Below are 24,685 nucleotides of genomic sequence, written 5' to 3'. Positions count from 1 at the left end.
TCCAGATCGATTCGTTCGTTGAGGTTCAATGCGAGCCGAGCGCTTCGGCGGCGGCCGGCTGCGCGGCGCGGCGCGCATCGAGCGCGACGATGCAAAGCAGCGAAATACCGGCGAGACACGTATAGAACACCGCGAGCGGCCACCACTGCCCCGTGAAGCGATGCGCGAGCCACGTGCCGACGAGCGGCGTCAGGCCGCCCGCGAGGGCGCCGCAAATCTGGTAAGCGAGCGAGATCGCCGAATAACGCACGTGTGCGGGAAACACGTCGCTGACGAAGCCCGCGATCACCGAATAGAAGCCGGCCATGCAGACGACGGCGAGCGCGATGCCGGCGATCAGCGACGCGGACGTGCCGCCCTGCACGAGCATGAACATCGGATACGGCGACATCATTGCGAGCAGCGCCGCGAGTTTCAGGAAGCGCGCGCCGCCGATGCGCTCGGCGATCCAGGCGGCGAGCGGCTGCGCGAAGAACTGGATGATCGCCACCGCGAACAGGCTGTCGAGGATCAACGAGCGCGATACGCCGACGTACTGCGTCGTGTACGCGATCATGAACGTGTTCGTGAAATAGACGCCCGCGATGCCGATCGTGTTCGCGCCGATGCAGAGCAGCACGAGTCCCGACGCGGAACGGAGCACTTCCGCGACCGGCAGCTTCACCGTGCGGTTGGCTTCCTTGACACGCGCGAATTCCGGCGACTCGTTCACGCCGAGCCGGATCAGGATGCCGACCACGAGCAGGACCGAACTCGCGAGAAACGGCAGGCGCCAGCCCCAGGCGAGGAAGTCGGCCTTGTCCATCGACGTGACCGCGCGGAACGCGATCAGCGACAGGATCAGCCCGGCCGGGCTGCCGAGTTGCGCGAACGACGCGAAGAACGTGCGGCGCCCCTGCGGCGCATGCTCGCCCGCCATCAGCACCGCGCCGCCCCATTCGCCGCCGACCGCGATCCCCTGCACGACGCGCAGCGCAACGAGCAGCACCGGCGCGAGGATGCCGACCTTCGAATAATCGGGCAGCAGCCCGACGCAGACGGTCGCGACGCCCATCATCATCAGCGTCGTCATCAGCGCCTTCTTGCGGCCGATGCGATCGCCGAGATGGCCGAAGATCACGCCGCCGAGCGGGCGCGCGAAGAAGCCGACCGCGAACGTCGCGAACGACGCCATCGTGCTGACGAACGGGTCGTGCGACGGGAAATAGAGTTCGCCGAATACGAGCGCGGCAGCGGTCGCGTAGATGTAGAAGTCGTACCACTCGATCATCGTGCCGATGAACGCGGCCGTCGCGGCACGTGCCGGCTGGCGGGCGGAAGGAAGGGACTGGGTCATGCGGGCTCCTGACGCGCGCCGCGGCAGGGCGACGCGCAATATCGTGGACGGCCGTCTGTCGCGGCCTCGCGCCGCACGCTGCGGCGCCCCTCCTTTATCGGCGACCGCAAATCATTAGTCAAATTTCAAGTTATTATTCGCTGTATAAATTCAACTAATGCCTGCCCTGACGCCTCGCCCGGAGACCCGATGCGCCCCGACCTCGCCCCGTTCCTGAACGACCGCCTCGACTGGAACCTGCTGCGCACCTACCTGGTGATCATGCAGGAGCGCAGCGTGAGCCGCGCGGCTGCGCGCCTGCACGTCACGCAGCCGGCCGTCAGCCAGGCGCTGCGGCGGCTCGAGGAGACGCTCGAGCGCCGGCTGATCGAGCGGCGCGGCGCGCACTTCGCGCCGACGCCGGCCGGCGAAGCCGTGTACCGGATCGCGAGCGACATCTACGGCGGCATCTCGCGCCTCGAGACCGAAATCGACGACAGCACGGCCGACCTGACCGGCTCGATCCGGCTGCTGACGGTGAGCCGTATCGAATCGCCCGTCTACGACGAGTTCCTCGCGGATTTCCATCGTGCGTATCCGCGTATCGATCTGCAGATCGAAGTGATGCGCTCGTCGGACATTCTCTCTTCACTGCTGCAGAAGACGGCCACCGCCGGGCTCGGCCTGTGCCGCACGCCGCACGACAAGCTGGAGATGCGCTGCTTCCTGCGCCAGCGTTATGCGATCTACTGCGGCCGCCATCACCGGCTGTTCGGGCAGACGCAGTTGCGGATGGACGACCTGCTCGCGGAGAATTTCGTGTCGTTCACGAGCGACCAGATCGGCGACAGCCTGTCGCCGCTCACCGTGTTCCGCGACCAGAAGGGCTTCACGGGGCGCATCGTCGCGTCGTCGCCGAGCCTCGAGGAAGTGCGGCGGCTGATCTTCGCGGGCTACGGGATCGGCTGCCTGCCCGAGCACATCGTGCGCGACGACATCGCGCAACAACGGCTGTGGCGCTTACCGCCCGACGAAGGGCTCGTCGACGTCGACGTGTTCCTGCTGTGGCATCGCGATCGCAAGATGAATGCGGCCGAGCACGCGTTTCTCGACGCGATGGAGCGCTGCATGCAGCGCTACTCGCTCGCGGAGCGGCTCGGGAAATGACGGCGCGTGTGCGCCGGGCGCATGCGCCGGGCACACGCGGCCCGACGCATCGCGTGCGTCAGAAGCGATGCACGATGCCGAGTTGCACGCCGCGCGCATTGGCGCCCGGGTACGCGAGCGGCAGGCCGGGGTTCGCCGCACCGGCGAGCGTGTAGCCGCCCTGGTTGCGATTGCGCAGGTACGACAGCGCGCCGTAGAAGCTCGTGCGCTTCGACAGGTCGTATTCGTACATCAGCCCGAGCTGGTCCGCATTGTTGCCTTGCGACGACTGGTCGTGCAGGTACGCGTAACCGAGCGCGACGGTGTTCGCAGGATTGAACTGGTATTTGACCGACAAGCCGTACACGCGCGAATCGATCCCGAGGTCGGCCCACTTCACCGCGGAAAAACCGCCATACACGGTGGCCTTGCCGATCGCGTACGACGCGCCGGCCATGATCGTGCGATCGGTCGTGGTCGCCGCGGCGTTCTTCAACCACTGGCCCGCGACGAATGCGCCGAACGGGCCATGCTCGTAGGTCAGGTCGAACTGCTGGCTGGAGCCGGCCGAGCGTACGCCGCCCGCATCGCCGAAGCCGAAGTACAGTCCGCCCTGGAAACCGGCGATCTCGGGGATCTGGTATGACAGCGTGTTGCTCGTGCGGAATGCGAATATGGTCAGGTTGTCCATGCCGGACGCCTGCGTGACGCCGCCGAACGCGTCCTGTCCGCCCTGGTCGTTGAACAGCGGCGAATTCTGCCGGCCCGCGCGGACCTTGCCCCACTGCCCCGCGACACCAACCCACGCCTGCCGATTGAACAACGTGCCGGCACTCGCGAGCGAGCCGTCGTTCGGGTTGAAGCCGTTTTCCAGCGCGAACTCGATCTTCTGCCCGCCGCCGATATCCTCGCCGCCCTTCAGCCCGAACCGGCTGCCCCACTGGCCGCCCGAATTGATCGCCGCCGTATAGCCGTTGCCCGTATTCACGTACTGCGCGAATTCGTCGATCACGCCGTACAGCGTGACGCCGTCCTGCGCGAGCGCGGTGCCCGACGCGGCGAGGCATGCGGCCGCCACCGTCATGCGAAGACCGGCATGCAGCGGCCGCGCCCGGGAATCGCCATCGCGGGTTTTCATTTCGTTAGTCATACTATTCAATGGATAGAGAATGAAGCGATACCGGGCGCAGCAGTCGCTACCGCACCGGTATCGCATGAAAGGGAATGTGGGGGAGCCCGGCGCAGGCGGCGCCCGGCTCGACGCTCAGGCCGGCGACCTGCCGGCCCGATGCGCGAGACGTGTCGTCAGTGGTGCGCTTCGCCGCGTTCGAGCGGCAGGATCAGGCGCTCGGGAATGCTGCGTCGCGACGCGCGGGCGCCGACGTAGTACAGCACGGCCGGCACGACGAGGCCGAGAATCCACGAGATGTCGGTGCCGCCGAGCGCATCGACGAGCGGCCCCGTGTAGATGTGCGTCGACATGAACGGCAGTTGCACCAGGATGCCGACCACGTAGATCGTGATGGCCATCACGTTCCAGCGGCCGTAGCGGCCATCCGGATCGGACAGCGCCGGCACGTCGTAGCGCGAGCGCGTGAAGCAGTAGTAGTCGACCAGGTTGATCGCGCTCCACGGCGTGAAGAACGCGAGCAGGAACAGGATGAACGCGGTGAATTCCTTCAGGAACGAATGACGGCCCGCGAGCGCGATCAGCGTCGACACACAGATCATCCCGAAGATGTATACGAGGCGGCTCTTCGACGATACCGCGCCCTTGCCGCGAAAACCGCTGACGATCGTCGCCATCGACATGAAGCTGCCGTACGCGTTGAGCGCCGTCACCGTCACCTTGCCGAACGCGATGCTGAAATACAGCAACGCGGCCACGGCGCCCGTCGAGCCCAGGCCGACGATGTACGACACTTCATGGTGCGCGAACTGGCTGCCGGCGAGCGCGGCCGCGAACACGCCGAACACCATCGCCGCCTGGGCGCCGATCACCGAGCCGAGGCCGACCGCGAGAAACGTCGCGACCGACGACGTCGAGCGCGGCAGGTAGCGCGAATAGTCGGCCACGTACGGGCCGAACGCGATTTGCCACGATGCGGACAGCGACATCGACAACAGGAAGCTCGCGAGCGAGAAATGCTTGTTCGCGAGCAGTGCACCGATGTCGTGGTTCGCGAACAGTTGCGTGAACATGTAGACGAACGCGACGATGCCGACCACGCTCGCGATCCGGCCGACGAAGTGGATCGCGCGATAGCCGAACACGGTCAGCACGACGATCACGGCCGCGAACAGCAGGATGCCGGCCGCGTCGTCGACGTGCAGCAGTTGCGCGACCGCCTGCCCGGCCAGCACCGAGCCGCTTGCGGAAAAGCCGATGTACATCAGGCACACGAGCACGATCGGAATCATCGCGCCGTACACGCCGAACTGCACGCGGCTCGAGATCATCTGCGGCAGGCCGAGCTGCGGCCCCTGCGCACCGTGCAGCGCCATCACGGCGCCGCCGACGAGCTGGCCGAGCAGCAGCGCGACCAGCGACCAGAACACGTCGCCGCCGAGCACGACCGCGAGCGCGCCCGTGACGATGGCCGTGATCTGCATGTTGGCCGACAGCCACAACGTGAACTGGCTCAGCAGGCCGCCGTGGCGCTCGGCGTCGGGAATGAAGTCGATCGAGCGAACCTCGATCAGTCCGCCGGCTTTTCCACTGGAATTCGTTGACACGGGTCAATCTCCAAAATACTCAGGACCACACATGGTTTGAACGAGACAGGAAGCTGCGAGCCGCCCTTTCGGCTCTAGGGATGCGGGGCGCCGTGGATCGCCGGCATGCGCCACGCACGCACGGTCTGCACGCTGGCGCGCAACAGGCACGACGTGTGCCGACGTTGCCAGCGGATGATCTTGTATATACAACTTGCGAGATATCGGTGATTACCCGGTATCGATCGACTCTCGAAATCGTCCGCACAATCGGGACGTGTTCGATCGGCTTCACTGCAAGCAAACTGTTGGGGTGATGAAAGATCAGCGTAGGCGGGGCGAGGCCGGATCGCGGGCAGTCATCGTCGCTTTCTTCGCGCCGCCGGATGCCGGCGAGACAACACGGTCGGCAACCGGCGGCGACGATGCAAGCGATGTCTTCATCGCAAGTCGGCACGGGTGGAAGTCCTGCCATTGCTCTGCATGACGAAGCAGCCTTGCGAATCTGACGCGCACCGGCATCCGGCCCACGCACGCCGCCATGCACGCTGCACGCCCCTTCGTCCTCGGGCAGGATCGCGAGCACGACGCTTTCGCCCGAATCGGCGTCGCCGAAGCAGTAACCGACCATGCGTTCGCTCGCGCGACAGATCACCGAACAGTTCGACGGGCTTGACGGCTTCGCAAGCCAATAGCCGGCGCATGCCGCGTGGCGGCGCAGCGCCATCCGAGCCACCCGGTGCCCCCGGTTCAGACGAGCCGCTCCGATGCGACGACCTGCACACCCGGCCGCGCATCGATCGCGGCGTCGAGCAATGCGCGCGCAATCCGCGGCGCGGGATTCACGCGCCACTTCGCCGGCAGCACCGGCCCGGCGGCGCTCAGCGCGAACACGAACAGCCGTTCGCCGAACCTGAACTCGTCACGACTGCCGCCGATCAGGCCCGGTCGCACGTACGTGAGCGAATCGAACCCGACGCCGGCGAGCGCCTGTTCGACCTCGCCCTTCACGCGGTTGTAGAAGATGCGCGACGCGGCATCCGCGCCGAGTGCGGAATTCAGCACGTAGGTGGGCGTGCCGTGCCGGTGCGCGAGCCGCGCGACCGCGAGCGGATAATCATGATCGACGCGCCGGAACGCCGCCTGTGAACCGGCGGCCCGCATCGTGGTGCCGAGCGTGCAGATCACCGCATCCGCGCGCCACCAGTCGGCCGCGTCGGGCAAATGGTCGAAATCGACTTCCAGCGCGCGCATCTTCGGGTGCGGCGATAACGGCCGGCGGGCAAGGACGATCACCTGATCGACCCGCGCATCGGCCAGCGCGACTTCGAGGACGTGGCGCCCGACGAGTCCGGTCGCGCCGACGAGCAGCAGTTTCATGTCCGGTTCTTCCGTGTGGAGCCTGCGTTGGCGGGCCCGAGGCGGCCCGGTTTCCGGCTATCGACATGATCGTCGGTCGACGCGGCGGCGGCAACCCTTCGCACATCTCGCAAAATTACGGCCTCGTCGGGCGCCGCGCCGGGCGTTCGATGCACGGCACGGCTACGCCATTGCATCGCGCCCGCTCGGCGAACGTCCGCGCCGTTTTTCGTCGTAGAGGGAACGGGATCGGATTGCCGGCGCACCGGCACGCAACGGTAAATTGAGCAACGCTTCGGAAGGCGGTATGCGATGACGATGCCACGCGCACGATCGCGGGCCGCATGTGATCTCGGTGTGACCTCGACGGAACCGGGGAGCAAGCGGCGTCGGCTTGCCGAATCGGATCGGACGAAACGCAATGCAATCTGGACAACTGGATAAGCACGCGGAATGTCGGCATCACATCACTATGGATACCGAATGAAACCTCGTGAATGACGCCGGATGCTGCAAGCGCCACCGATGCATGCGTCACGCACCGGCGGCGCCCCGTCAGGCTTGCACGTCAGATATGCAGCGCGTGTCCGAGCGCACGCAGCGCAGCCTCCTGAAGCGCTTCGCCGAGCGTCGGGTGCGCGTGGATCGTGCCGCCGATATCTTCCAGCCGCGCCCCCATCTCCAGCGACTGCGAGAACGCCGCGGCCAGCTCCGATACGCCGCGCCCGACCGCCTGCCAGCCAACGATCAGGTGATCGTCGCGACGCGCGACGACGCGCACGAACCCGTCGGTCGCCTGCAACGTCATCGCACGCCCGTTCGCGGCGAACGGGAACGATGCGCTCAGACAATCGACGCCGGCCGCGTGTGCATCGTCCGGCGACCAGCCGGCCGTCACGATCTCGGGATCGGTGAAGCACACGGCCGGAATCGACGCGGGCGTGAACCGGCGACGCCGGCCGGCGATCAGCTCGGCCACCATTTCGCCTTGCGCCATCGCGCGATGCGCGAGCATCGGTTCGCCGGCGACGTCGCCGATCGCCCACACGTTGCGCATCGAGGTCCGGCATTCGTCGTCGATCCGCAGCGCGCGGCCGTTGCGATCCAGCAGCAACGACTCGAGCCCGAAACCGTCGACGCGCGGCCGGCGGCCGACGGCAACCAGCACGCGATCGGCCGGCAGCGTCTGCGCGGCGCCGTCGGCCGCCTGCACGCGCACCGCGCCGTGCTCGTCCAGTCCGAGCACCTTGTGGCCGAGCCACAGCCGCACGCCGAGGCGCGCGAGCGAATCGGCAACCGGCCGCACGAGTTCGGCATCGTACGCAGGCAGCACGCGCTCGGCCGCTTCGACGACGCTGACGTCGACACCGAGCTTGCGATAGACGATCCCGAGTTCGAGCCCGATGTAGCCGGCCCCGACCACGACCAGCCGCTTCGGCAGCGTCGCGGGCGACAGCGCGTCGGTGGACGACACGACATGCCCGCCGAACGGCATCGACGGCAGTTCGACCGGTTCGGAACCGGTCGCGAGCAACAGGTGTTCGCAACCGATCCGCACCGCATGGCCACCGCTGACGACTTCGACGGTCTTGCCGTCGATCACGCGCGCTTCGCCGTGCAGCACGCGCACGCCGTTCTTCTTGAGCAGCGCGCCGACGCCGCGCGTCAGCCGGTCGACGATGCCGTCCTTCCACGCGACGCTTTTCGCGATGTCGATCTCCGGCGTGCGCACGCGGATCCCGAGCGCGCCTTCACCGGCATGACCGCAGGCCTGTTCGAACGCGTCGGCCACGTGGATCAACGCCTTCGACGGAATGCAGCCGATGTTCAGGCACGTCCCGCCGAGCCGGTCGCGTTCGACCAGCACGGTCGGAATGCCGAGCTGGCCGGCGCGGATCGCGGCGACGTAGCCGCCCGGGCCGCCGCCGATGACGAGCAGTGTGGTGTGTTCGTTCTTCATCGGCTCACTCCACGAACAGCAGTGCCGGGCGTTCGAGCACCGCGCGCACGGCCTGGATGAATTCGGCCGCGTCCGCGCCGTCGACGACGCGATGGTCGAACGACGACGACAGGTTCATCATCTTGCGCGCGACGACCGCGCCGTCGCGAATCATCGGCCGCTCGACGATCCGGTTCACCCCGACGATGCCGACTTCCGGATGATTGATCACCGGCGTCGACACGATGCCGCCGAGCGCGCCGAGGCTCGAGATCGTGATCGTCGACCCGCTCAACTCGTCGCGCTGCGCGCGATTCGCGCGCACCGCGTCGGCGAGCCGTGCGATTTCCGTCGAGATCGACCACACGTCGCGCGCTTCCGCATGGCGCAGTACGGGCACCGTGAGGCCGTTGTCCGTCTGCGTCGCGACGCCCATGTGCACCGCGCCGTAGCGCGTGACGACCCCCGCTTCGTCGTCGAACCGCGCGTTGATCTGCGGGAAGTCGCGCAGCGCGATCACCATCGCGCGGATCAGCAGCGGCAGCGGCGTGAGCTTGCCGCGCGTGTCGCCGTGGCGGCGGTTCAGTTCCGTGCGCAACGATTCGAGCTCGGTGACGTCGATTTCCTCGACGTAGCTGAAATGCGGGATGCGGCGCTTCGCTTCCTGCATCTTGCGCGCGATCGCGCGCCGCAAACCGATCACCGGCACGTCGGTTTCGTCGTGGCGTTCGTCGTAGCCACGCGGTTGCGACCCGTGCGCGGTGCCGCCGCCGGTGCGCGCATACGCATCGAGATCCGCATGCAGGATCCGCCCGGCTTCACCGGTGCCGCGCACGTAGCGCAGCTCGATGCCCATGTCCCACGCGCGCTGACGCACCGCCGGCGACGCGAGCGGCCGTTCGCCGGGCGCGAGTGCCGCGCGCGGCGGCGCGGCCGGTTCGTCGCGACGCGGTTTCGCCGGTGCGCGAGGCGCCGCGGGCTGCGCAGGCAACTCGGTCGGCTCGGCAGGTTCGGCCGGCGCGTCGGCCGCCGGCTTCGACGGCGCCGTCGCGACCGGTGCGGTTGCTACCTTCGTTTCTCGCACCGGTGCCGCGGCCTTCAGGTTGCCGTCGCCTTCGACTTCCAGCCGAATCAGCTCGCTGCCGACCGCCATCATCTCGCCGATCCGGCCGCCCAGTTCCATTACCTTGCCCGTCACCGGCGACGGAATCTCGACCGCCGCCTTGTCGGTCATCACGTCGGCGAGCGGCTGGTCTTCCTTGATCGTCTGCCCGACTTCCACATGCCAGGCCACCAGCTCGACCTCGGCGATCCCTTCGCCGATATCCGGCATCTTGATGACATGAATCCCCATCTCACGCCTCCATCACGCGTCGCAACGCTTCACCGACCCGGGTCGGGCCCGGAAAGTACGCCCATTCCTGCGCATGCGGATACGGCGTGTCCCAACCCGTCGTGCGCTCGACCGGCGCCTCGAGGTGGTAGAAGCAGTGTTCCTGGACCAGCGACACGAGCTCCGCGCCATAGCCGCAGGTGCGCGTCGCCTCGTGCACGACGACGCAGCGCCCGGTCTTGCGCACCGACGCGACGATCGTGTCGAGATCGAGCGGCCACAGCGTGCGCAGGTCGATTACTTCCGCGTCGATGCCCGTCTCCTCGGCGGCGGCCAGCGACACGTGCACCGTCGTGCCGTACGTCAGCACCGTCACGTCGTTGCCGGGCCGCACGACGGCGGCCGTATCGAGCGGCACCGTGTAGTAGCCTTCGGGCACCGCGCTCGCGGGATGCTTGAGCCACGACGTGACGGGCCGTTCGTGATGACCGTCGAACGGCCCGTTGTACAACCGTTTCGGTTCGAGGAAGATCACCGGATCGTCGTTCTCGATCGATGCGATCAGCAACCCTTTCGCGTCGTACGGATTCGACGGCATCACCGTGCGCAGCCCGCACACCTGCGTGAACATCGCCTCCGGGCTCTGACTGTGCGTCTGCCCGCCGTAGATCCCGCCGCCGCACGGCATCCGGATCGTCATCGGCGCGGTGAACTGGCCGGCCGAGCGGTAGCGCAGCCGCGCGCCTTCCGACACGATCTGGTCGGACGCCGGATAGAAATAGTCGGCGAACTGGATCTCGCAGACGGGGCGCAATCCGTACGCGCCCATCCCGACCGCCACGCCGACGATCCCGCCTTCCGAGATCGGCGCATCGAACACGCGCGACTTGCCGTATTTGTTCTGCAGTCCTTCGGTACAGCGGAACACGCCGCCGAAATAGCCGACGTCCTGCCCGAACACGACGACATCGCCGTCGCGCCCGAGCATCACGTCCATCGCGGAGCGCAGCGCCTGGATCATCGTCATCGGCTGCGTCGCCGTTCGTGTCTCGTGTTGCGCCATGATCACGCTCCCAGTTCCTGGCGCTGACGGCGCAGGTGCGCGGGCAGCTCCTTGTACACGTCGTCGAACATCGAGGCCGGCGACGGAATCCGGTCGTCGGCCAGCGTTCCGTACTTCTCCGCTTCCTTCTGCGCGGCGACCACCTCGGCCTCGAGCTCGGCCGTCAACGCGTCTTGCGCGCTGTCCGACCAGATGCCCTTCACGATGAGGTGGCGCTTGAAACGCTCGATCGGATCGCCGAGCGGGAAATGGGACCAGTCGTCGCTCGGCCGGTACTTGGTCGGATCGTCCGACGTCGAATGCGCGCCCGCGCGGTAGGTCACCCACTCGATCAGCGTCGGGCCGAGATTGCGGCGCGCGCGTTCGGCCGCCCAGCTCGATGCCGCGTAGATCGCGAGGAAGTCGTTGCCGTCCACGCGCAGCGACGCGATCCCGCAGCCGACGCCGCGCCCGGCGAAGGTCGTGCCCTCGCCGCCCGCGATCGCCTGGAACGTCGAGATCGCCCACTGGTTGTTGACGACGTTCAGCACGACCGGCGCGCGGTACACGTGCGCGAACGTGAGCGCGGTGTGGAAATCGGCTTCGGCCGTCGCGCCGTCGCCGATCCACGCGGACGCGATCTTCGTATCGCCCTTGATCGCCGACGCCATCGCCCAGCCGACCGCCTGGATGAACTGCGTCGCAAGGTTGCCGGAAATCGAGAAGAAGCCCGCCTCGCGATCCGAGTACATCACCGGGAGCTGGCGGCCCTTGAGCGGATCGCCTTCGTTCGACATCCGCTGGCAGATCATCCGATCGAGCGACACGTCGCGTGCGATCAGGATGCTCTGCTGCCGGTAGGTCGGAAAGCACATGTCGCCGTCGCGCAGCGCCATCGCGTGCGCGGTGCCGATCGCCTCTTCGCCGAGGCTCAACATGTAGAAGGAGATTTTCTTCTGGCGCTGCGCGATCATCATGCGCGCGTCGAAAATGCGGGTCTTGAGCATCGCGCGCAGCCCTGCGATCAGCCGCGCATCGTCGAGATCGGGCGCCCACGGGCCGACGGCCCTGCCGCTGTCGTCGAGCACGCGCACGAGGCTGCGGGCGAGATCGGCGGTGTCCGCCGCGGCAACGTCGATCGGCGGGCGGCGGACGGCGCCGGCCGGCGATAGATGCAGATAGGAAAAGTCCGTCTTGCAGCCCGGGCGCCCGGTGGGCTCCGGCACATGCAGACGCAATGGCTCTGACAGGCTCATCGTGTCGTCTCCACGCTCGATTGTGTCTCACGCTGTTTGGGAACGCGCGGGCCGGTTGCCGGCCCGCGCGCGAGCTGACGCGCGGATAAGCACGTCAACCTCGGAAATCTATGCCTTGCAGCGGCGCGCGTCGATGCCCAAGCCGCTCGTTCGTGGTGAGCAGATTTGCCATGGCGAATCGCGGCGGCGCGTGAGGTCCGGCCGGCGGAGTCGGCGCGGCACGGGTTTGCTGCGGTGCAGGGTCGCCGGCTGGGCGGCGATCGCGCGTCGGGAAGGATGGATCGGCGCGTCCCGATCATGTGAGGGTACGAAGCAAAAGACCCCGTGAAGTCCTGGATCTTCACGGGGTCTCTTCGAGTTCGGGCGCGCGCGCGCCCGATTGCGACTACTGCAACGCGCGATCGATCACGCGTCTGGACGGAACAGGTCGAAGCGGCTGTCGGGCTTCACGTGCACGTAGGCCGACGGGCCGCCCGCGCGAAGAATGATGCCCGCGCCGAACGTGTCGAAAATGCCGTCCTTCAGCAGGTCATGGCGGATATGGACGGCGACGACCTCGCCCAGCACCAGCGTGGCCGGCGTCTCGGTGCCGCGATGATCGCGCAGCCGGATCACGTCGGTCACCCTGCATTCGAAGTTCACGCCGCTTTCCGCGACGCGCGGCACATCGACGAGGCGCGACGGCGCCGCGGTCAAGCCGCCGAGTTCGAATTCGTTCACGTCGTACGGCACGGCGGCGCAGGTCTGGTTCATCCGCTCGGCGAGATCGCGCGTCGCGAGGTTCCACACGAACTCGCCGGTCTCCTGCACGTTGCGCACGCTGTCCTTCGCGGCGGTGCTCGAAAAGCCGATGATCGGCGGGCGATAGTTGAACGCGTTGAAGAAACTGTACGGTGCGAGGTTGAGCGTGCCGTCGCTGCCGCGGGATGAAATCCAGCCGATCGGGCGCGGGCCGATGATCGCGTTCAACGGATCGTGCGGCAGGCCGTGGCCTTGCGACGGTTCGTAATAGTGATGGGTCGAGTCGGTCATGACGGGGGGCTTGCGAGAGGCGAACTGCGTTGGAATTCGTCGGTAAGACGCGTGCCAAGTATCACATGGCGTCGTTTTCGTCGCAGTGACGCGCATCGCATGCCGCGCGGGCGTGCCGCTGCATGTGCGTGCGCCAAACAAAAAAACCCGCGAGCGCTGCAGTTCTCGCGGGTTTTTTACACCTTCGTCGAATCGAATCGCGTCAACGCAATCGATGGTGCCGGGGACCGGACTCGAACCGGCAAGCCAATTAAGGCGGCGGATTTTCGTCACACTGCTTCTTTCAAAGCCGGCGTCGCGTGCGCGAACCGTTCGTGCGCTGGACTATGCCTTCACCGTCGCGCGCGGGCATGACCGCTGCCCGTGTGCCTTAGGCGCCCCCCGTCTAGTCTCTACACCTTCCTCGCGGATGCCGCGAGGCTTGGCTCGGCGTTGCCTCGATGTGCACACATCAGGGGTTTCGCCGAATTTGAAGGGTTCTGCACCGACCGTTTCCGGCCGGGCACTCAATCGTTTAAGTCCGCTATGTTTACCAATTTCATCACCCCGGCAAGAGGGCGGACGCGATTCTACCATTGCTTGGCGCATGCGTTCCCCTATTCCGCCGGGCCGAGCGACCGTCATCGCACCGCTTCCTGCCGCGCATTCGACACCGATACGACACGGCCGACGATTTCGTCCCGCGCCGCCCCCTCCCCCGATACAATCGACCGCGCGCCGTCCGACAGCCTCAACCGTCTGACGTTTGTGTCGTGCTTTTCGCGAAACAAGCGTCGCGTGCGTCATCGCGAAGTCACAAACGTTTTCGATAATTCCCCGGCCGAAAACGTTTACATCGCATGACTTCATGACCTCGACCATCAAGGACGTCGCCGCCCTCGCGGGCTTCTCGATCGCCACCGTTTCGCGTGCGATCAACGCGCCGCATACCGTCAGCCCCGCCACGCTGCAGACGATCCGCACCGCAATCGATACGCTGCAGTTCCGTCCGAGCCCGCTCGGCCGGCAACTGCGCGGCGAGCGCACGCGGCTCGTCGGCGTCGTCGTGCCGACGCTGTCGAACCCGGTGTTCGCCGACTGCCTGCAAGGCATCGACGCGCTCGCGACCGCGGCCGGTTTCAAGCTGATCCTGATGACGACCGAATACGACGCGGCGCGCGAGCGTCATGCGATCGAAACGCTGCGCGAGCAGCGCGTCGAAGGGCTGATCCTCACCGTCGCCGATGCGGATACGCATCCGCTGCTCGACATGCTCGACCGCGACGGCCCTCATTACGTGCTGATGCACAACGACACGCAGCGCCGTCCATCGGTGTCGGTCGACAACCGCCGCGCCGCCTATGACGGCGTGCAGCTGCTGACCGCGCACGGTCATCGCCGCGTGCTGATGCTGGCCGGTTCGCTCGCGGCGTCGGATCGCGCGCGCCAGCGTCATCTCGGTTATGCACAGGCACTCGAGGAAATCGGCGTGGCGCCGCTGCCGCCCGTCGAAGTCGACTTCAACGCGCCCGAGCTGCCCGATGCGGTGCTCGCGCACCTCACCGCGCACGCCACGCGTCCGACCGCCCTCTTCTGCAGCAACGACCTGCTCGCGATGGTCGTGATGCGCGGCCTGCGCCGCGCGGGTTTCTCGATTCCCGACGACCTGTCGGTGCTCGGCTTCGACGGGATCGCGATCGGCGAGCTGCTCGCGCCGCCGCTCGCGAGCGTCGCGACACCGAACCGCGATATCGGCCGCCACGCATGGCAGCGTCTCGTCGAATCCATCGGTGGCGCGACGATCGACCGCACGTCGATGATCCTGCCGCATGCGGTGCGCGACGGCGCGACGGTTGCGGCGCCGGCCGTCGAGCTGCACGTGCGCAACGCGTGATCGCAGGCCGCCGCCACGCACACCGATACCACACCACCCCAGCGCTACACCCACTCGCCCGGAGACTCACCGTGTCCTTTCGCCTGACCTCGCTGCTGCGCGCGCTTGCCGCGCCGCTCGCCTGCGCCGCGCTCGTCGCCGCCACCCCCGTGGCCCACGCCGACGAAACGGCGATCTGCTACAACTGCCCGCCCGAATGGGCCGACTGGGCCGCGCAGATCGCGGCGATCAAGCAGAAGACCGGCATCCGCGTGCCGTTCGACAACAAGAACTCGGGCCAGTCGATCGCACAGTTGATCGCCGAGCAGAAGAGCCCGGTCGCCGACGTCGTCTACCTCGGCGTGTCGTCGGCGTTCCAGGCGAAGGACAAGGGCGTGATCGCGCCGTACAAGCCCGCGCACTGGAACGACATCCCCGCGAACCTGAAGGACCCGCAAGGCTACTGGTTCGCGATTCACTCGGGCACGCTCGGCTTCTTCGTGAACAAGGACGCGCTCGACGGCAAGCCGGTGCCGCGTTCGTGGGCCGATCTGCTGAAGCCTGAATACAAGGGCATGGTCGGCTATCTCGATCCGTCGAGCGCGTTCGTCGGCTACGCGGGCGCGGTCGCCGTCAACCAGGCGCTCGGCGGCAGCCTCGACAATTTCAAGCCGGCGCTCGACTGGTTCCGCAAGCTGAAGGCGAACGCACCGATCGTACCGAAGCAGACCGCGTATGCACGCGTGCTGTCCGGCGAAATTCCGATCCTGCTCGACTACGACTTCGATGCGTATCGCGCGAAATACAAGGACAACGCGAACGTCGAGTTCGTGATTCCGAAGGAAGGCACGATCGTGGTGCCGTACGTGATGAGCCTCGTGAAGGGCGCCCCGCACGACGCGAACGGCAAGAAGGTGCTCGACTTCGTGCTGTCGGACGAAGGCCAGAAGCTGTGGGCCAATGCCTACCTGCGCCCGGTGCGGGCGCAGGCGCTCGGCGCCGACGTCGCCGCGAAATTCCTGCCGGCGAGCGAATACGCGCGGGCGAAGTCGGTCGACTTCGGCAAGATGGCAACCGGCCAGCAGGCGTTCGGCCAGCAATACCTGCAGGTCATGCAGTAAGCCGCGGGACGCAATCGATGCTCGACCTGACTTTTCCGCTGCGCTGGCGCGTCGCGCTCGTCGCGCCGGCGCTGGCGGTATTCGCCGCGTTCTGGCTGCTGCCGATGGCGGCGCTCGTGCAGGTGTCCGCCGACGGCGCCTTCTTCCCGCACTACGCGGCGCTGCTCGGCAACGCGCGTTACATGAAGAGCCTCGGCGAGACGGTTGCGCTGTCCGCGGGCGTCACGCTCGCGACGCTCGCGCTGTCGACCATTTCGGGCCTGCTGCTCGCGCGCCGCGAATTCGCCGGCAAGCGCGTGCTGCTCGCGCTGCTCACGTTTCCGCTCGCGTTCCCGGGCGTCGTCGTCGGCTTCATGGTGATCATGCTCGCGGGGCGCCAGGGGCTGATCGGCATGCTGTCGACGAAGCTCACCGGCGACAAGTGGGTCTTCGCCTATTCGGTGGCGGGCCTGTTCATCGGCTACCTGTACTTCTCGATTCCGCGCGTGATCGTCACCGTGATCGCGGCCGCGTCGAAGCTCGACGCGTCGCTCGAGGAAGCCGCGCGTTCGCTCGGCGCGTCGCCCTGGCGCATCTTCGTCGACATCGTGCTGCCCGCGCTCGCCCCGGGCCTGATCGCGGCCGGCGCGATCTGCTTCGCGACCGCGATGGGCGCGTTCGGCACCGCGTTCACGCTCGCCACCGATCTGAACGTGCTGCCGATGACGATCTATACCAAATTCACGCTGAACGCGAACATCGCGACGGCGGCCGGCCTGTCGATCGCGCTCGGCATCGTCACCTGGGCCGTGCTCGCGCTCGCGCGCCGCTTCACCGGCCACACCGCCGCTGCCGCGGCCTGAGGATTCCAGCATGCAATCGCTTTCCGGCTCTTCCGCGCCGTCGCCGACCCCGGCTCCCTTGCAAACGACGCACGCCGCGCGGCATGCGCCGCGCGCAGCCGGTGCGCGTGCGATCGCCGCGCTGCAATGGGGCGTCACGCTGCTGCTGTGCGCGTTCCTGATCGTGCCCGTCGTGATGTCGGTGCTGGCGGGGCTGACCGTCAACTATTTCCGCGGCCTGTCGAGCGGCCTCACGCTGCGCTGGCTCGAACAAGTGTGGCAGCAGTATCGCGGCTCGGTCGCGCTGTCGCTCTACGTCGCGTTCGCGACGCTCGCGATCGTGCTCGCCGTCGGCGTGCCGGCCGGCTATGCGCTCGCGCGCAGCAAGAGCCGCATCGCACGTGCGATCGAGGAAGCGCTCGTGCTGCCGGTCGCGCTGCCGGGGCTGGCTTCGGCGCTCGCGCTGCTGGTCGTGTACGGCGGCTTCACCGCGTTCCGGATGAGCCTGTGGTTCATCGTCGTCGGTCACGTCGTGTTCACGCTGCCGTTCATGGTGCGCGCGGTGGCGGCCGTCGCGGCCGGCGCCGACCTGCGCACGCTCGAGGAAGGCGCGGCGAGCCTCGGCGCGTCGTTCGTCACGCGTTTCGTCACGATCGTGCTGCCGAACCTGCGGCCCGGAATCGTCGCCGGCGCGCTCGCGGTGCTCACGCTGTCGATCGGCGAATTCAATCTCACGTGGATGTTGCACACGCCCGACACCAAGACGCTGCCGGTCGGGCTCGCCGATACGTATGCGTCGCTGCGCCTCGAAGTCGGCAGCGCATACACGATCCTGTTCCTGCTGATGACGCTGCCGCTGCTCGTCGCGATGCAGTGGCTCGGCGTCGATCCGTCCGGTACGCGCGCGCTGAAGAAGCGCCCGCGCTGAATCTCTTGCAGACATGAAACTCGATTCCACTCCCATCACCCTGACCGGCTGCGCGAAGACGTTCCGCGGCACACGCGTGCTCGAACCGCTCGACCTGTCGATCGGCGCCGGGGAAACGCTCGTGCTGCTCGGACCGTCGGGCTGCGGCAAGACGACCACGCTGCGCCTGATCGCGGGCCTCGACACGCCGGACGCCGGCGGCAGGATCGCATTCGGCAACGACGACGTCACCCTGCTTCCGATCGAGCGCCGGCAAGTCGGCATGGTGTTCCAGAACTACGCGCTGTTTCCGAACCTGACGGTGCGCGGCAACGTCGGCTACGGGCTGAAGATCCGCAAGACCGAACCGCGCGCGTTGCGCGAACGCGTCGACGAACTGCTCGCGATGATGCGGCTCGATGCGCATGCGGACAAACCGGTCGATCAACTGTCGGGCGGCCAGCGTCAGCGCGTCGCACTGGCGCGCGCGCTCGCGGTGCGGCCGCGCGTGCTGCTGCTCGACGAACCGCTGACCGCGCTCGACGCGAAGCTGCGCGACGTGCTGCGCCGCGACATGAACACGCTGCTGCGCACGCTCGGCGTGACGACCGTCTACGTGACGCACGACCAGGCGGAAGCGATGGAGCTCGGCGACCGGATCGTCGTGATGGGCGCGGGCCGCATCGAGCAGATCGGCACGCCGCGCGAGATCTACTACCACCCCGCGAACCGGACGGTCGCGCAATTCATCGGCACGCTGAACCGGCTGGCCGGCCAGTGGCGCGACGGCGCGCTTGCGACGACGGGCGGCGCGATCGTCACGCCGCATGCGGCCGACGAATGGTTCTTCCGCCCCGAGGACGCGCAGCTCGCCGATCCCGCGCATGCGCCGCTGCGCGGCGCGGTCGGCGCGTGCGCATTCCTCGGCGAGCGCACGCGGCTCACGATCGAGCATGCGGCACCCGACGCGCTGGTGATCGACGTGCCGGGCCGCATCGCGCTCGCACGCGGTACGGCGGTCGGCCTCACGATCGCGCCGGAAGGCCTGATCGCGCTCGGCGCGTAAGGCGTCGATCGGGCATCATTCACGCAGCACCCCACGGCGGCGCACGCCGCCGGGACAACAACCAGACGATTCCGAGGAACGACGATGCTGCTTGCTCAAATCAGCGATCTCCACATCAAGCGCCCGGGCCAGCTCGCGTACCGGCGCGTCGACACGGCGGCCGCGCTCGCCCGCTGCGTCGCGAAGCTGAACGCGCTCGTGCCGCGCCCCGACGCCGTGCTCGTCACGGGCGATCTGACCGACTTCGGCCACGACGAAGAGTACGGCAACCTGCGCGGGCTGCTCGCGGCGCTCGAGATTCCGTACTACCTGATGATCGGCAACCACGACGACCGCGCCGGATTGCGCCGCGCGTTCGCCGATCGCGCCGAGCTGCAGGACGGCGAATTCGTGCAGTACGCGCTCGACGTCGGCGCGGTGCGCGTGCTCGCGCTCGATTCGCAAGTGCCGGGTGCGAGCCACGGCGACCTGTGCGACGCGCGGCTCGCCTGGCTCGCCGCGCAGCTCGACGCCGCGCGCGACCGCCCGGTGATCGTCGCACTGCATCACCCGCCGTTCGCGTCGGGCATCGGCCACATGGACAGGCTGCGTCTCGCGCCCGCCGCCGCCGCGAAACTCGATGCGCTGCTGCGCGGTCATCCGAACGTCGAGCGCGTGCTGTGCGGCCACGTGCACCGCACGATGTTCACGCGCTTCGGCGGCACGCTCGCGTGCGCGGTGCCGTCGCCCGCGCACCAGGTCGCATTCGACCTGCGGGACGATGCGCCGTCCGCATTCCGGCTCGAACCGCCGGCGTTCGCGGTCCATCGTCATGCGCCCGATACGGGGATGACGTCGCATCACGTCTATGTGGACGAAGGGGCGGGGCCGTATCCGTTCTATGAGCCGACCGGCGAGCTGGTCGACTGACGGCGTGAAGCGCGTGCCGTGACGGGCCGCGGCCGGCCCATCGTGCCGGGTTGCCGGGTTGCCGCCGGCAGGATTCACGTCGCTCCGGTATGATCGGCAGCCTCGACCGGCGCCCGGCCCGCCGGCGCACCCGACGCGTGCGCCGCCTGCCGCGCCACCCCACTCCGTGCCCGCCGTCATGTCCACGACCTCCACCGACCGTCCGACCGATGCCGCCTCGCCCCACTACTCGCGCAGCCTGCTGTTGCTGCTCGCGACGATCGCGGGCGTATCGGTCGCGAACATCTACTACAACCAGCCGCTGCTCGACAGCTTCCGCTCGGCCTTTCCGGACGGCGCATCGTGGATCGGCGCGGTACCGACCGCGACGCAGCTCGGCTATGCGGCCGGCATGTTCCTGCTCGCGCCGCTCGGCGACCGCTTCGATCGCCGCGGGCTGATCCTGCTGCAGATCGCGGGGCTGTCGATCGCGCTGATCGTGGCGGCCGCCGCGCCGTCGCTGGCCGTGCTCGCGGCCGCGAGCCTCGCGATCGGCATCCTCGCGACCATCGCGCAGCAGGCCGTGCCGTTCGCCGCCGAAATCGCGCCGCCGGCCGAACGCGGCCACGCGGTCGGCACCGTCATGAGCGGCCTGCTGCTCGGCATCCTGCTCGCGCGTACCGCCGCCGGCTTCGTCGCCGAGTATTTCGGCTGGCGCGCGGTGTTCGCCGCATCGGTCGCGGCGCTCGTCGCGCTCGCCGTCGTGATCGTGCTGCGGCTGCCACGCAGCTCGCCGACGTCGACGCTGTCGTACGGCAAGCTGCTCGGCTCGATGTGGCACCTGGCCGTCGAACTGCGCGGGCTGCGCGAGGCGTCGCTGACGGGCGCCGCGCTGTTCGCGGCGTTCAGCGCGTTCTGGCCGGTGCTCACGCTGCTGCTCGCGGGCGCGCCGTTCCATCTCGGCCCGCAGGCAGCCGGCCTGTTCGGGATCGTCGGGGCCGCGGGCGCGCTCGCCGCGCCGTATGCGGGCCGCTTCGCGGACCAACGCGGCCCGCGCTCGATCATCTCGCTCGCGATCGCGCTGCTCGCGCTGTCGTTCGTGATCTTCGCGCTGTCGGGTTCGAGCCTCGTCGGGCTCGTGATCGGCGTGATCGTGCTCGACGTGGGCGTACAGGCCGCGCAGATCTCGAACCAGTCGCGCATCTATGCGCTGAAGCCCGACGCGCGCAGCCGCGTCAACACGGTGTACATGGTGTGCTATTTCATCGGCGGCGCGCTCGGCTCGTCGGCCGGCGTCGCCGCATGGCGCGCGTTCGGCTGGACCGGCATGTGCGCGGCCGGCCTGCTGTTTACCGCGCTCGCCGGCTGGTTCCACCATCGCGGCGGCCGGCGCGGCTGAGCGCGACCGGCCACCGCGGCGTCACGCGTCGGTGCGCGAGGCGGCCGGCTCGGCGGCGGCGGGCGGCGGCGCGAACGCCGGAGCCGGGTCGATCACCGCGCCGGGATCCATCACCGCCGCGGGCGTCGGCACCGCGAGCGGGACAGCGGAAGGCGCGAGGATCGGCGCCGCATCCGGCGTGGCGATCTGCTCGGCGACGACGGAAGCGTCCGCCGCAATGGCCTGCCCAGCCGCGACGGCCGAAGCACTGCTGGCCGTGGCTGCCGCCGCGGGCCGGCGCGCCGGATCGAACACGAACGACAACCCGACGCTGCCGAGGATCGCGACCGTCGCGACCACGGTCGCCATCGTCACCGGTTCGCCCAGCAGCAACGCGCCGAGCGCGACCGCGACGATCGGATTCACGTACATGCAACTGCTCGCGGTGATCGGGCTCGTGTGGCGGATCAGGTAGCCGTACGCAACGTACGCGGCCATCGTGCAGAACACCATCAGGTACACGAACGCGAACACGGGCCCGACGGCCAGCTGTTCGACGCGTTCGCCGAGCAGCCACGCGACGATCGTCGACATCAGCCCGCCGAGGCCGATCTGCAGCGACGTCGACAGAAACAGGTCGGACGGCAGCTTGAGCCGCGTCGCGAGATGCGCGCCGCCCGCCCAGAACAGTGCGCCGGCCAGCACGCAGATGGTGCCGAGCGCCGAGTTCGCCGCGGCCGCGCCGCCCGAATTCAGCACGACGATGCCGACCATCCCGAGCGCGACGGCCGCCCATTCGCCCTTCGTCACCGGCCGCCCGGCGACCGCCGCGATCACGGTCGCGAACAACGGCACCGTGGCCACCATCACCGCGGCCGAACCGCTGCTGACCGTGCGCATGCCGAGCGCGATCGTGCCGGACGACAACGCGACGAGCATCGTGCCGACGATCGCCGAGTTGCGAATTTCCAGCAGCGTCGGCCATTCGGGCTTGCGCCGCAGCGCGAAGATGAACAGGCCGACCCCGCCGAGCAGGTTGCGCAGCCCCGACAGCAGCAGCGGCGGGAACGACTGCAGCGCGAAATGCAGCCCGCTGTAGGTCGAGCCCCAGACGAAATAGATGAAGACGAGCGCGAGCGCCACGCGCCCGCCGCGGCTTTGCGGCAGGCGGATCCGGAACGAAAGGCGGGCGAGGAAATCGAGGAGTCGGTCGAGCGGCGTCATCGCGCGACCCGCCCGCACGTCACGCCGCGTGCTCCGCTGAAAAACGCCGGCGATGCCGGCAAACGGCCCTGACGGGACCGGGAAGGCAGAGCGAACGTGCGGAACGACATGGCAGTGCGAACGGCGACGAAAGAGAACCGGCGAGCGGCGGCAAAGGGGCAAAAAAAACGTGCGCAACCGCTTCGGCTGCACACGCTCGGCATTATGGCATCAAGGATTCGAAAGCATCGCCGGACATGTCTGAAAGCATATCGACTGATGTTTCGGCGCGACACTCGATGTGTCACCTTCAACGAGGGGTCCGGGTCGCTTCAGGGGGCCGGATCGATGCGGACCACCGCGCCGCTTTCGTCGGCCGACAGCACGGTGATGCGTCTCTCGGACAACGTATCGACGAGCGACTTGCCCGGCATCAGCGGCGCGTCCTTCATGCCGTCCTTGCTGCCCGGTGTCGCGTCGACGAGCGTGTTCTGAATGGCGCCGCCCGGATAGCGGACGATCCGCACTGTCACGCCGTTGACGAACGGCGACGTGTCGGGCCAGTCCTCGAACGTGCCCTTCGCGCCCGCCGGCCGGCGGAATTCGAGCAGCAGGACGGAACCGTCCGAGCGCGGCAGACGATAGCCCTGCTTACCCGGCAGCGCGCTCCACAGCGGCGCGAGGCGATACGTACCCGGCTTGGAGAGCAGCGGCACATCGCCTTCGCCGAGCCATCCGGCGAACAGCTGATAATCGACGGGATAGATCCGCCGCCCGCCGCCGCCCACCGTGTCGGTCGGGTCGTCGGTGCCCCCCTTCGCGCAGCCGTCGCCGAGCATCACCGCACCGCCCTCCGTCGGACAGTTCTGCAGCGAATCAGGATGCCCGGCGCCGAGCCCGTGGCCGAATTCGTGTGTCCACATCCAGTATGCGTGCCCGGAGCCGTTCGACAGAATCCATTGCCCGGGCCGGGCCGCGAGCCCCGCGAATTTGCACTCGCTCGAGCGCGGATAATCGACGAACAAATAATCGTACTCGGCGGAATCGACACCTCGCGCCAGCGCGGCGGCCCTCGCCTGAGCGAGGATGGCGCCCGACTGGCAACCGGCCGGGAACTCACCGAGATCGACGTTGGCCAGCATCTTGCCTCTCAACGTCAGCTTGCCGTGCGACGCCAGTTTGACGTAGTGCGCGAGCGATGCGAAATCGTCGCCGTCACCGAAGACCGCCTTGCGCGCCGGTTCGGCGGGATTCGCTTGCTGGCCGGTGAAATGCGCGGACAGCAGCAGTACCCGGTGCTCCCCCGTCACGATGCGTATCGGCGACGGCAGTTCGCCGTCATAGGTCCAGCGCGCGACGGGCTGCTCGACGGCCGGCAACATCGCGACGGTGCCGTTCATCGCTTGCAGCGTTGCGCCGCCGCTGATATCCACCCAGTGCTTGTTCTGCATCGTGAAAGCGCCACTCTGGTCGACGTTGGCCCGCCATAGCCGCGTCGTCGGATAATCGTTACCGCCGCACGGCGACAGGTTGACGGGCCCCTGGCTCCACGGAGCCGCGCGCAGGCAGACGTCCCGGCCTTGCGCGTCGGCCAGCACGTTTTTCACCTGGAAATAGCTGCTCGTGGCGCGCACCATGCGCCAGCGCTGCTCGTCCGTGCCCTTGCAGGACTGGAAACCGACGTATGTACCGTTGCTGGTCGACATCGCCAGGCAACGATTGTCGCCCATGGCCAGATTCCTGATCGCAAAGCCCGTGTCGAGTGCGATGGGCGGCTCAGGTGCCGGCGCGGGCGGTTCAGGCGACGGCGCCGGCCCGGTCCCGTCGGGCGGAGCGGGCGACGGCGGCGGTTCGATCGTCCCGGGCGGAGCGGGCGACGGCGGCGGTTCGATCGCACCGGGCGGAGGAGGCAACGGCACGCCGATCTCGGGCGCAACGGGCGGCTGCGGATACGACGGATCGAGCGGCGCGCCCGGTTCATCGGATATCGCCGCACCGTCGGCCACGACCTCCGCCGGCGGCTTGACTTCCTGCTCCTGCAAAGCGACAACGGGGCTTTCGGAATCACCCCCTCCGCAAGCCGACAACGTCAGCCCTGCAAGCACGCAGAGCGCGCCCCACGACGCACCACGCCGTAACACGACAAGATTCATATCGATGCTTCATCACGAATTAAATTGAGAAGGAGATCCGCGAACGAAGCATCCAGCCGGGCCAGCGCCCGGCCTTCAATTCGTAGAACATAGGAACAGGATGGTTCTCGCTGCATCCCCGAAGCGGATCCGTCGATGCATGCCGCGACAAGCAGCGCG

At 67.9% G+C, this 24,685-nt stretch carries 19 protein-coding genes; 8 read left to right on the top strand and 11 right to left on the bottom strand.

The window, feature by feature from the left end; translation table 11 throughout:
* Positions 1–25 precede the first annotated feature (25 nt).
* Entirely contained in the window at positions 26–1,336 is a 1,311-nt protein-coding gene (locus tag CFB46_RS10110; RefSeq protein ID WP_089499901.1) for an MFS transporter, read from the bottom strand.
* A 189-nt stretch (positions 1,337–1,525) separates the two neighbouring features.
* Between CFB46_RS10110 and CFB46_RS10100 the strand changes: the two genes are divergently transcribed.
* Positions 1,526–2,482 (top strand): LysR family transcriptional regulator, encoded by a 957-nt coding sequence (locus CFB46_RS10100; RefSeq protein WP_089499899.1) that lies wholly within the window; start codon positions 1,526–1,528, stop codon positions 2,480–2,482.
* A gap of 58 nt (positions 2,483–2,540) precedes the next feature.
* Here the strand turns inward: CFB46_RS10100 and CFB46_RS10095 are convergent, their stop codons facing one another.
* The 8 genes from CFB46_RS10095 to CFB46_RS10050 form a co-directional block, all read right to left on the bottom strand.
* Positions 2,541–3,599, bottom strand: coding sequence for a porin (locus CFB46_RS10095; protein ID WP_227789557.1), 1,059 nt, complete (start codon positions 3,597–3,599; stop codon positions 2,541–2,543).
* Between the two features lie 167 nt (positions 3,600–3,766).
* A complete protein-coding gene (locus CFB46_RS10090) occupies positions 3,767–5,197 on the bottom strand; it encodes a purine-cytosine permease family protein (RefSeq protein ID WP_089499897.1) in 1,431 nt (476 codons plus the stop codon).
* Between the two features lie 729 nt (positions 5,198–5,926).
* Positions 5,927–6,556, bottom strand: coding sequence for an NAD(P)H-binding protein (locus CFB46_RS10075; protein ID WP_089499896.1), 630 nt, complete (start codon positions 6,554–6,556; stop codon positions 5,927–5,929).
* A 547-nt stretch (positions 6,557–7,103) separates the two neighbouring features.
* A complete protein-coding gene (lpdA, locus tag CFB46_RS10070; RefSeq protein WP_089499895.1) occupies positions 7,104–8,495 on the bottom strand; it encodes a dihydrolipoyl dehydrogenase in 1,392 nt (463 codons plus the stop codon).
* A 4-nt stretch (positions 8,496–8,499) separates the two neighbouring features.
* Entirely contained in the window at positions 8,500–9,828 is a 1,329-nt protein-coding gene (locus tag CFB46_RS10065; protein ID WP_089499894.1) for a dihydrolipoamide acetyltransferase family protein, read from the bottom strand.
* 1 nt (position 9,829) lies between these two features.
* Positions 9,830–10,870 carry an alpha-ketoacid dehydrogenase subunit beta gene (locus CFB46_RS10060; RefSeq protein WP_089499893.1) on the bottom strand — a complete coding sequence of 347 codons (1,041 nt, stop codon included), beginning with the start codon at positions 10,868–10,870 and terminating at the stop codon, positions 9,830–9,832.
* 2 nt (positions 10,871–10,872) lie between these two features.
* Complete coding sequence (locus CFB46_RS10055) at positions 10,873–12,105, bottom strand: 3-methyl-2-oxobutanoate dehydrogenase (2-methylpropanoyl-transferring) subunit alpha (RefSeq protein ID WP_089499892.1); 1,233 nt, start codon at positions 12,103–12,105, stop codon at positions 10,873–10,875.
* Between the two features lie 405 nt (positions 12,106–12,510).
* Positions 12,511–13,137 (bottom strand): flavin reductase family protein, encoded by a 627-nt coding sequence (locus tag CFB46_RS10050; RefSeq protein ID WP_089499891.1) that lies wholly within the window; start codon positions 13,135–13,137, stop codon positions 12,511–12,513.
* A gap of 847 nt (positions 13,138–13,984) precedes the next feature.
* Between CFB46_RS10050 and CFB46_RS10040 the strand changes: the two genes are divergently transcribed.
* The 7 genes from CFB46_RS10040 (at position 13,985) to CFB46_RS10010 (ending at position 21,191) form a co-directional block, all read left to right on the top strand.
* A complete protein-coding gene (locus CFB46_RS10040; protein ID WP_089499890.1) occupies positions 13,985–15,010 on the top strand; it encodes a LacI family DNA-binding transcriptional regulator in 1,026 nt (341 codons plus the stop codon).
* Positions 15,011–15,081: 71 nt separating this feature from the next.
* Positions 15,082–16,110, top strand: a complete 1,029-nt coding sequence (locus CFB46_RS10035) for an ABC transporter substrate-binding protein (protein WP_089499889.1) — start codon at positions 15,082–15,084, stop codon at positions 16,108–16,110.
* Positions 16,111–16,127: 17 nt separating this feature from the next.
* A complete protein-coding gene (locus CFB46_RS10030; RefSeq protein ID WP_089499888.1) occupies positions 16,128–16,952 on the top strand; it encodes an ABC transporter permease in 825 nt (274 codons plus the stop codon).
* A 10-nt stretch (positions 16,953–16,962) separates the two neighbouring features.
* The gene (locus tag CFB46_RS10025) at positions 16,963–17,859 is read left to right on the top strand and encodes an ABC transporter permease (RefSeq protein ID WP_089499887.1); all 897 of its coding nucleotides are present in this window, start codon (positions 16,963–16,965) and stop codon (positions 17,857–17,859) included.
* Between the two features lie 13 nt (positions 17,860–17,872).
* Entirely contained in the window at positions 17,873–18,904 is a 1,032-nt protein-coding gene (locus tag CFB46_RS10020; RefSeq protein ID WP_089499886.1) for an ABC transporter ATP-binding protein, read from the top strand.
* Between the two features lie 84 nt (positions 18,905–18,988).
* Positions 18,989–19,813, top strand: a complete 825-nt coding sequence (locus CFB46_RS10015) for a phosphodiesterase (protein ID WP_089499885.1) — start codon at positions 18,989–18,991, stop codon at positions 19,811–19,813.
* 178 nt (positions 19,814–19,991) lie between these two features.
* Positions 19,992–21,191 (top strand): MFS transporter, encoded by a 1,200-nt coding sequence (locus CFB46_RS10010; RefSeq protein ID WP_089499884.1) that lies wholly within the window; start codon positions 19,992–19,994, stop codon positions 21,189–21,191.
* Between the two features lie 21 nt (positions 21,192–21,212).
* On the opposite strand, the gene CFB46_RS10005 is transcribed toward CFB46_RS10010, so the two are convergent.
* A complete protein-coding gene (locus CFB46_RS10005; protein WP_089500385.1) occupies positions 21,213–22,394 on the bottom strand; it encodes an EamA family transporter in 1,182 nt (393 codons plus the stop codon).
* 311 nt (positions 22,395–22,705) lie between these two features.
* On the bottom strand, positions 22,706–24,103 hold the full coding sequence (locus tag CFB46_RS10000) for an RICIN domain-containing protein (protein ID WP_227789558.1): 1,398 nt from the start codon (positions 24,101–24,103) through the stop codon (positions 22,706–22,708).
* Between the last annotated feature and the right edge of the window lie 582 nt (positions 24,104–24,685).

Source organism: Burkholderia sp. HI2761 (assembly GCF_002223355.1).
Classification (GTDB): domain Bacteria; phylum Pseudomonadota; class Gammaproteobacteria; order Burkholderiales; family Burkholderiaceae; genus Burkholderia.
This window is presented reverse-complemented; position numbering and strand designations above follow the sequence as displayed.

Bases quoted from the DNA above. Each gene is read 5' to 3' on its own strand.
- CFB46_RS10110 (WP_089499901.1), bottom strand. From the start codon at position 1,336: ATGACCCAGTCCCTTCCTTCCGCCCGCCAGCCGGCACGTGCCGCGACG.
- CFB46_RS10100 (WP_089499899.1), top strand. From the start codon at position 1,526: ATGCGCCCCGACCTCGCCCCGTTCCTGAACGACCGCCTCGACTGGAAC.
- CFB46_RS10095 (WP_227789557.1), bottom strand. From the start codon at position 3,599: ATGAAAACCCGCGATGGCGATTCCCGGGCGCGGCCGCTGCATGCCGGT.
- CFB46_RS10075 (WP_089499896.1), bottom strand. From the start codon at position 6,556: ATGAAACTGCTGCTCGTCGGCGCGACCGGACTCGTCGGGCGCCACGTC.
- lpdA (WP_089499895.1), bottom strand. From the start codon at position 8,495: ATGAAGAACGAACACACCACACTGCTCGTCATCGGCGGCGGCCCGGGC.
- CFB46_RS10065 (WP_089499894.1), bottom strand. From the start codon at position 9,828: ATGGGGATTCATGTCATCAAGATGCCGGATATCGGCGAAGGGATCGCC.
- CFB46_RS10060 (WP_089499893.1), bottom strand. From the start codon at position 10,870: ATGGCGCAACACGAGACACGAACGGCGACGCAGCCGATGACGATGATC.
- CFB46_RS10055 (WP_089499892.1), bottom strand. From the start codon at position 12,105: ATGAGCCTGTCAGAGCCATTGCGTCTGCATGTGCCGGAGCCCACCGGG.
- CFB46_RS10050 (WP_089499891.1), bottom strand. From the start codon at position 13,137: ATGACCGACTCGACCCATCACTATTACGAACCGTCGCAAGGCCACGGC.
- CFB46_RS10040 (WP_089499890.1), top strand. From the start codon at position 13,985: ATGACCTCGACCATCAAGGACGTCGCCGCCCTCGCGGGCTTCTCGATC.
- CFB46_RS10030 (WP_089499888.1), top strand. From the start codon at position 16,128: ATGCTCGACCTGACTTTTCCGCTGCGCTGGCGCGTCGCGCTCGTCGCG.
- CFB46_RS10025 (WP_089499887.1), top strand. From the start codon at position 16,963: ATGCAATCGCTTTCCGGCTCTTCCGCGCCGTCGCCGACCCCGGCTCCC.
- CFB46_RS10020 (WP_089499886.1), top strand. From the start codon at position 17,873: ATGAAACTCGATTCCACTCCCATCACCCTGACCGGCTGCGCGAAGACG.
- CFB46_RS10015 (WP_089499885.1), top strand. From the start codon at position 18,989: ATGCTGCTTGCTCAAATCAGCGATCTCCACATCAAGCGCCCGGGCCAG.
- CFB46_RS10010 (WP_089499884.1), top strand. From the start codon at position 19,992: ATGTCCACGACCTCCACCGACCGTCCGACCGATGCCGCCTCGCCCCAC.
- CFB46_RS10005 (WP_089500385.1), bottom strand. From the start codon at position 22,394: ATGACGCCGCTCGACCGACTCCTCGATTTCCTCGCCCGCCTTTCGTTC.
- CFB46_RS10000 (WP_227789558.1), bottom strand. From the start codon at position 24,103: ATGGGCGACAATCGTTGCCTGGCGATGTCGACCAGCAACGGTACATAC.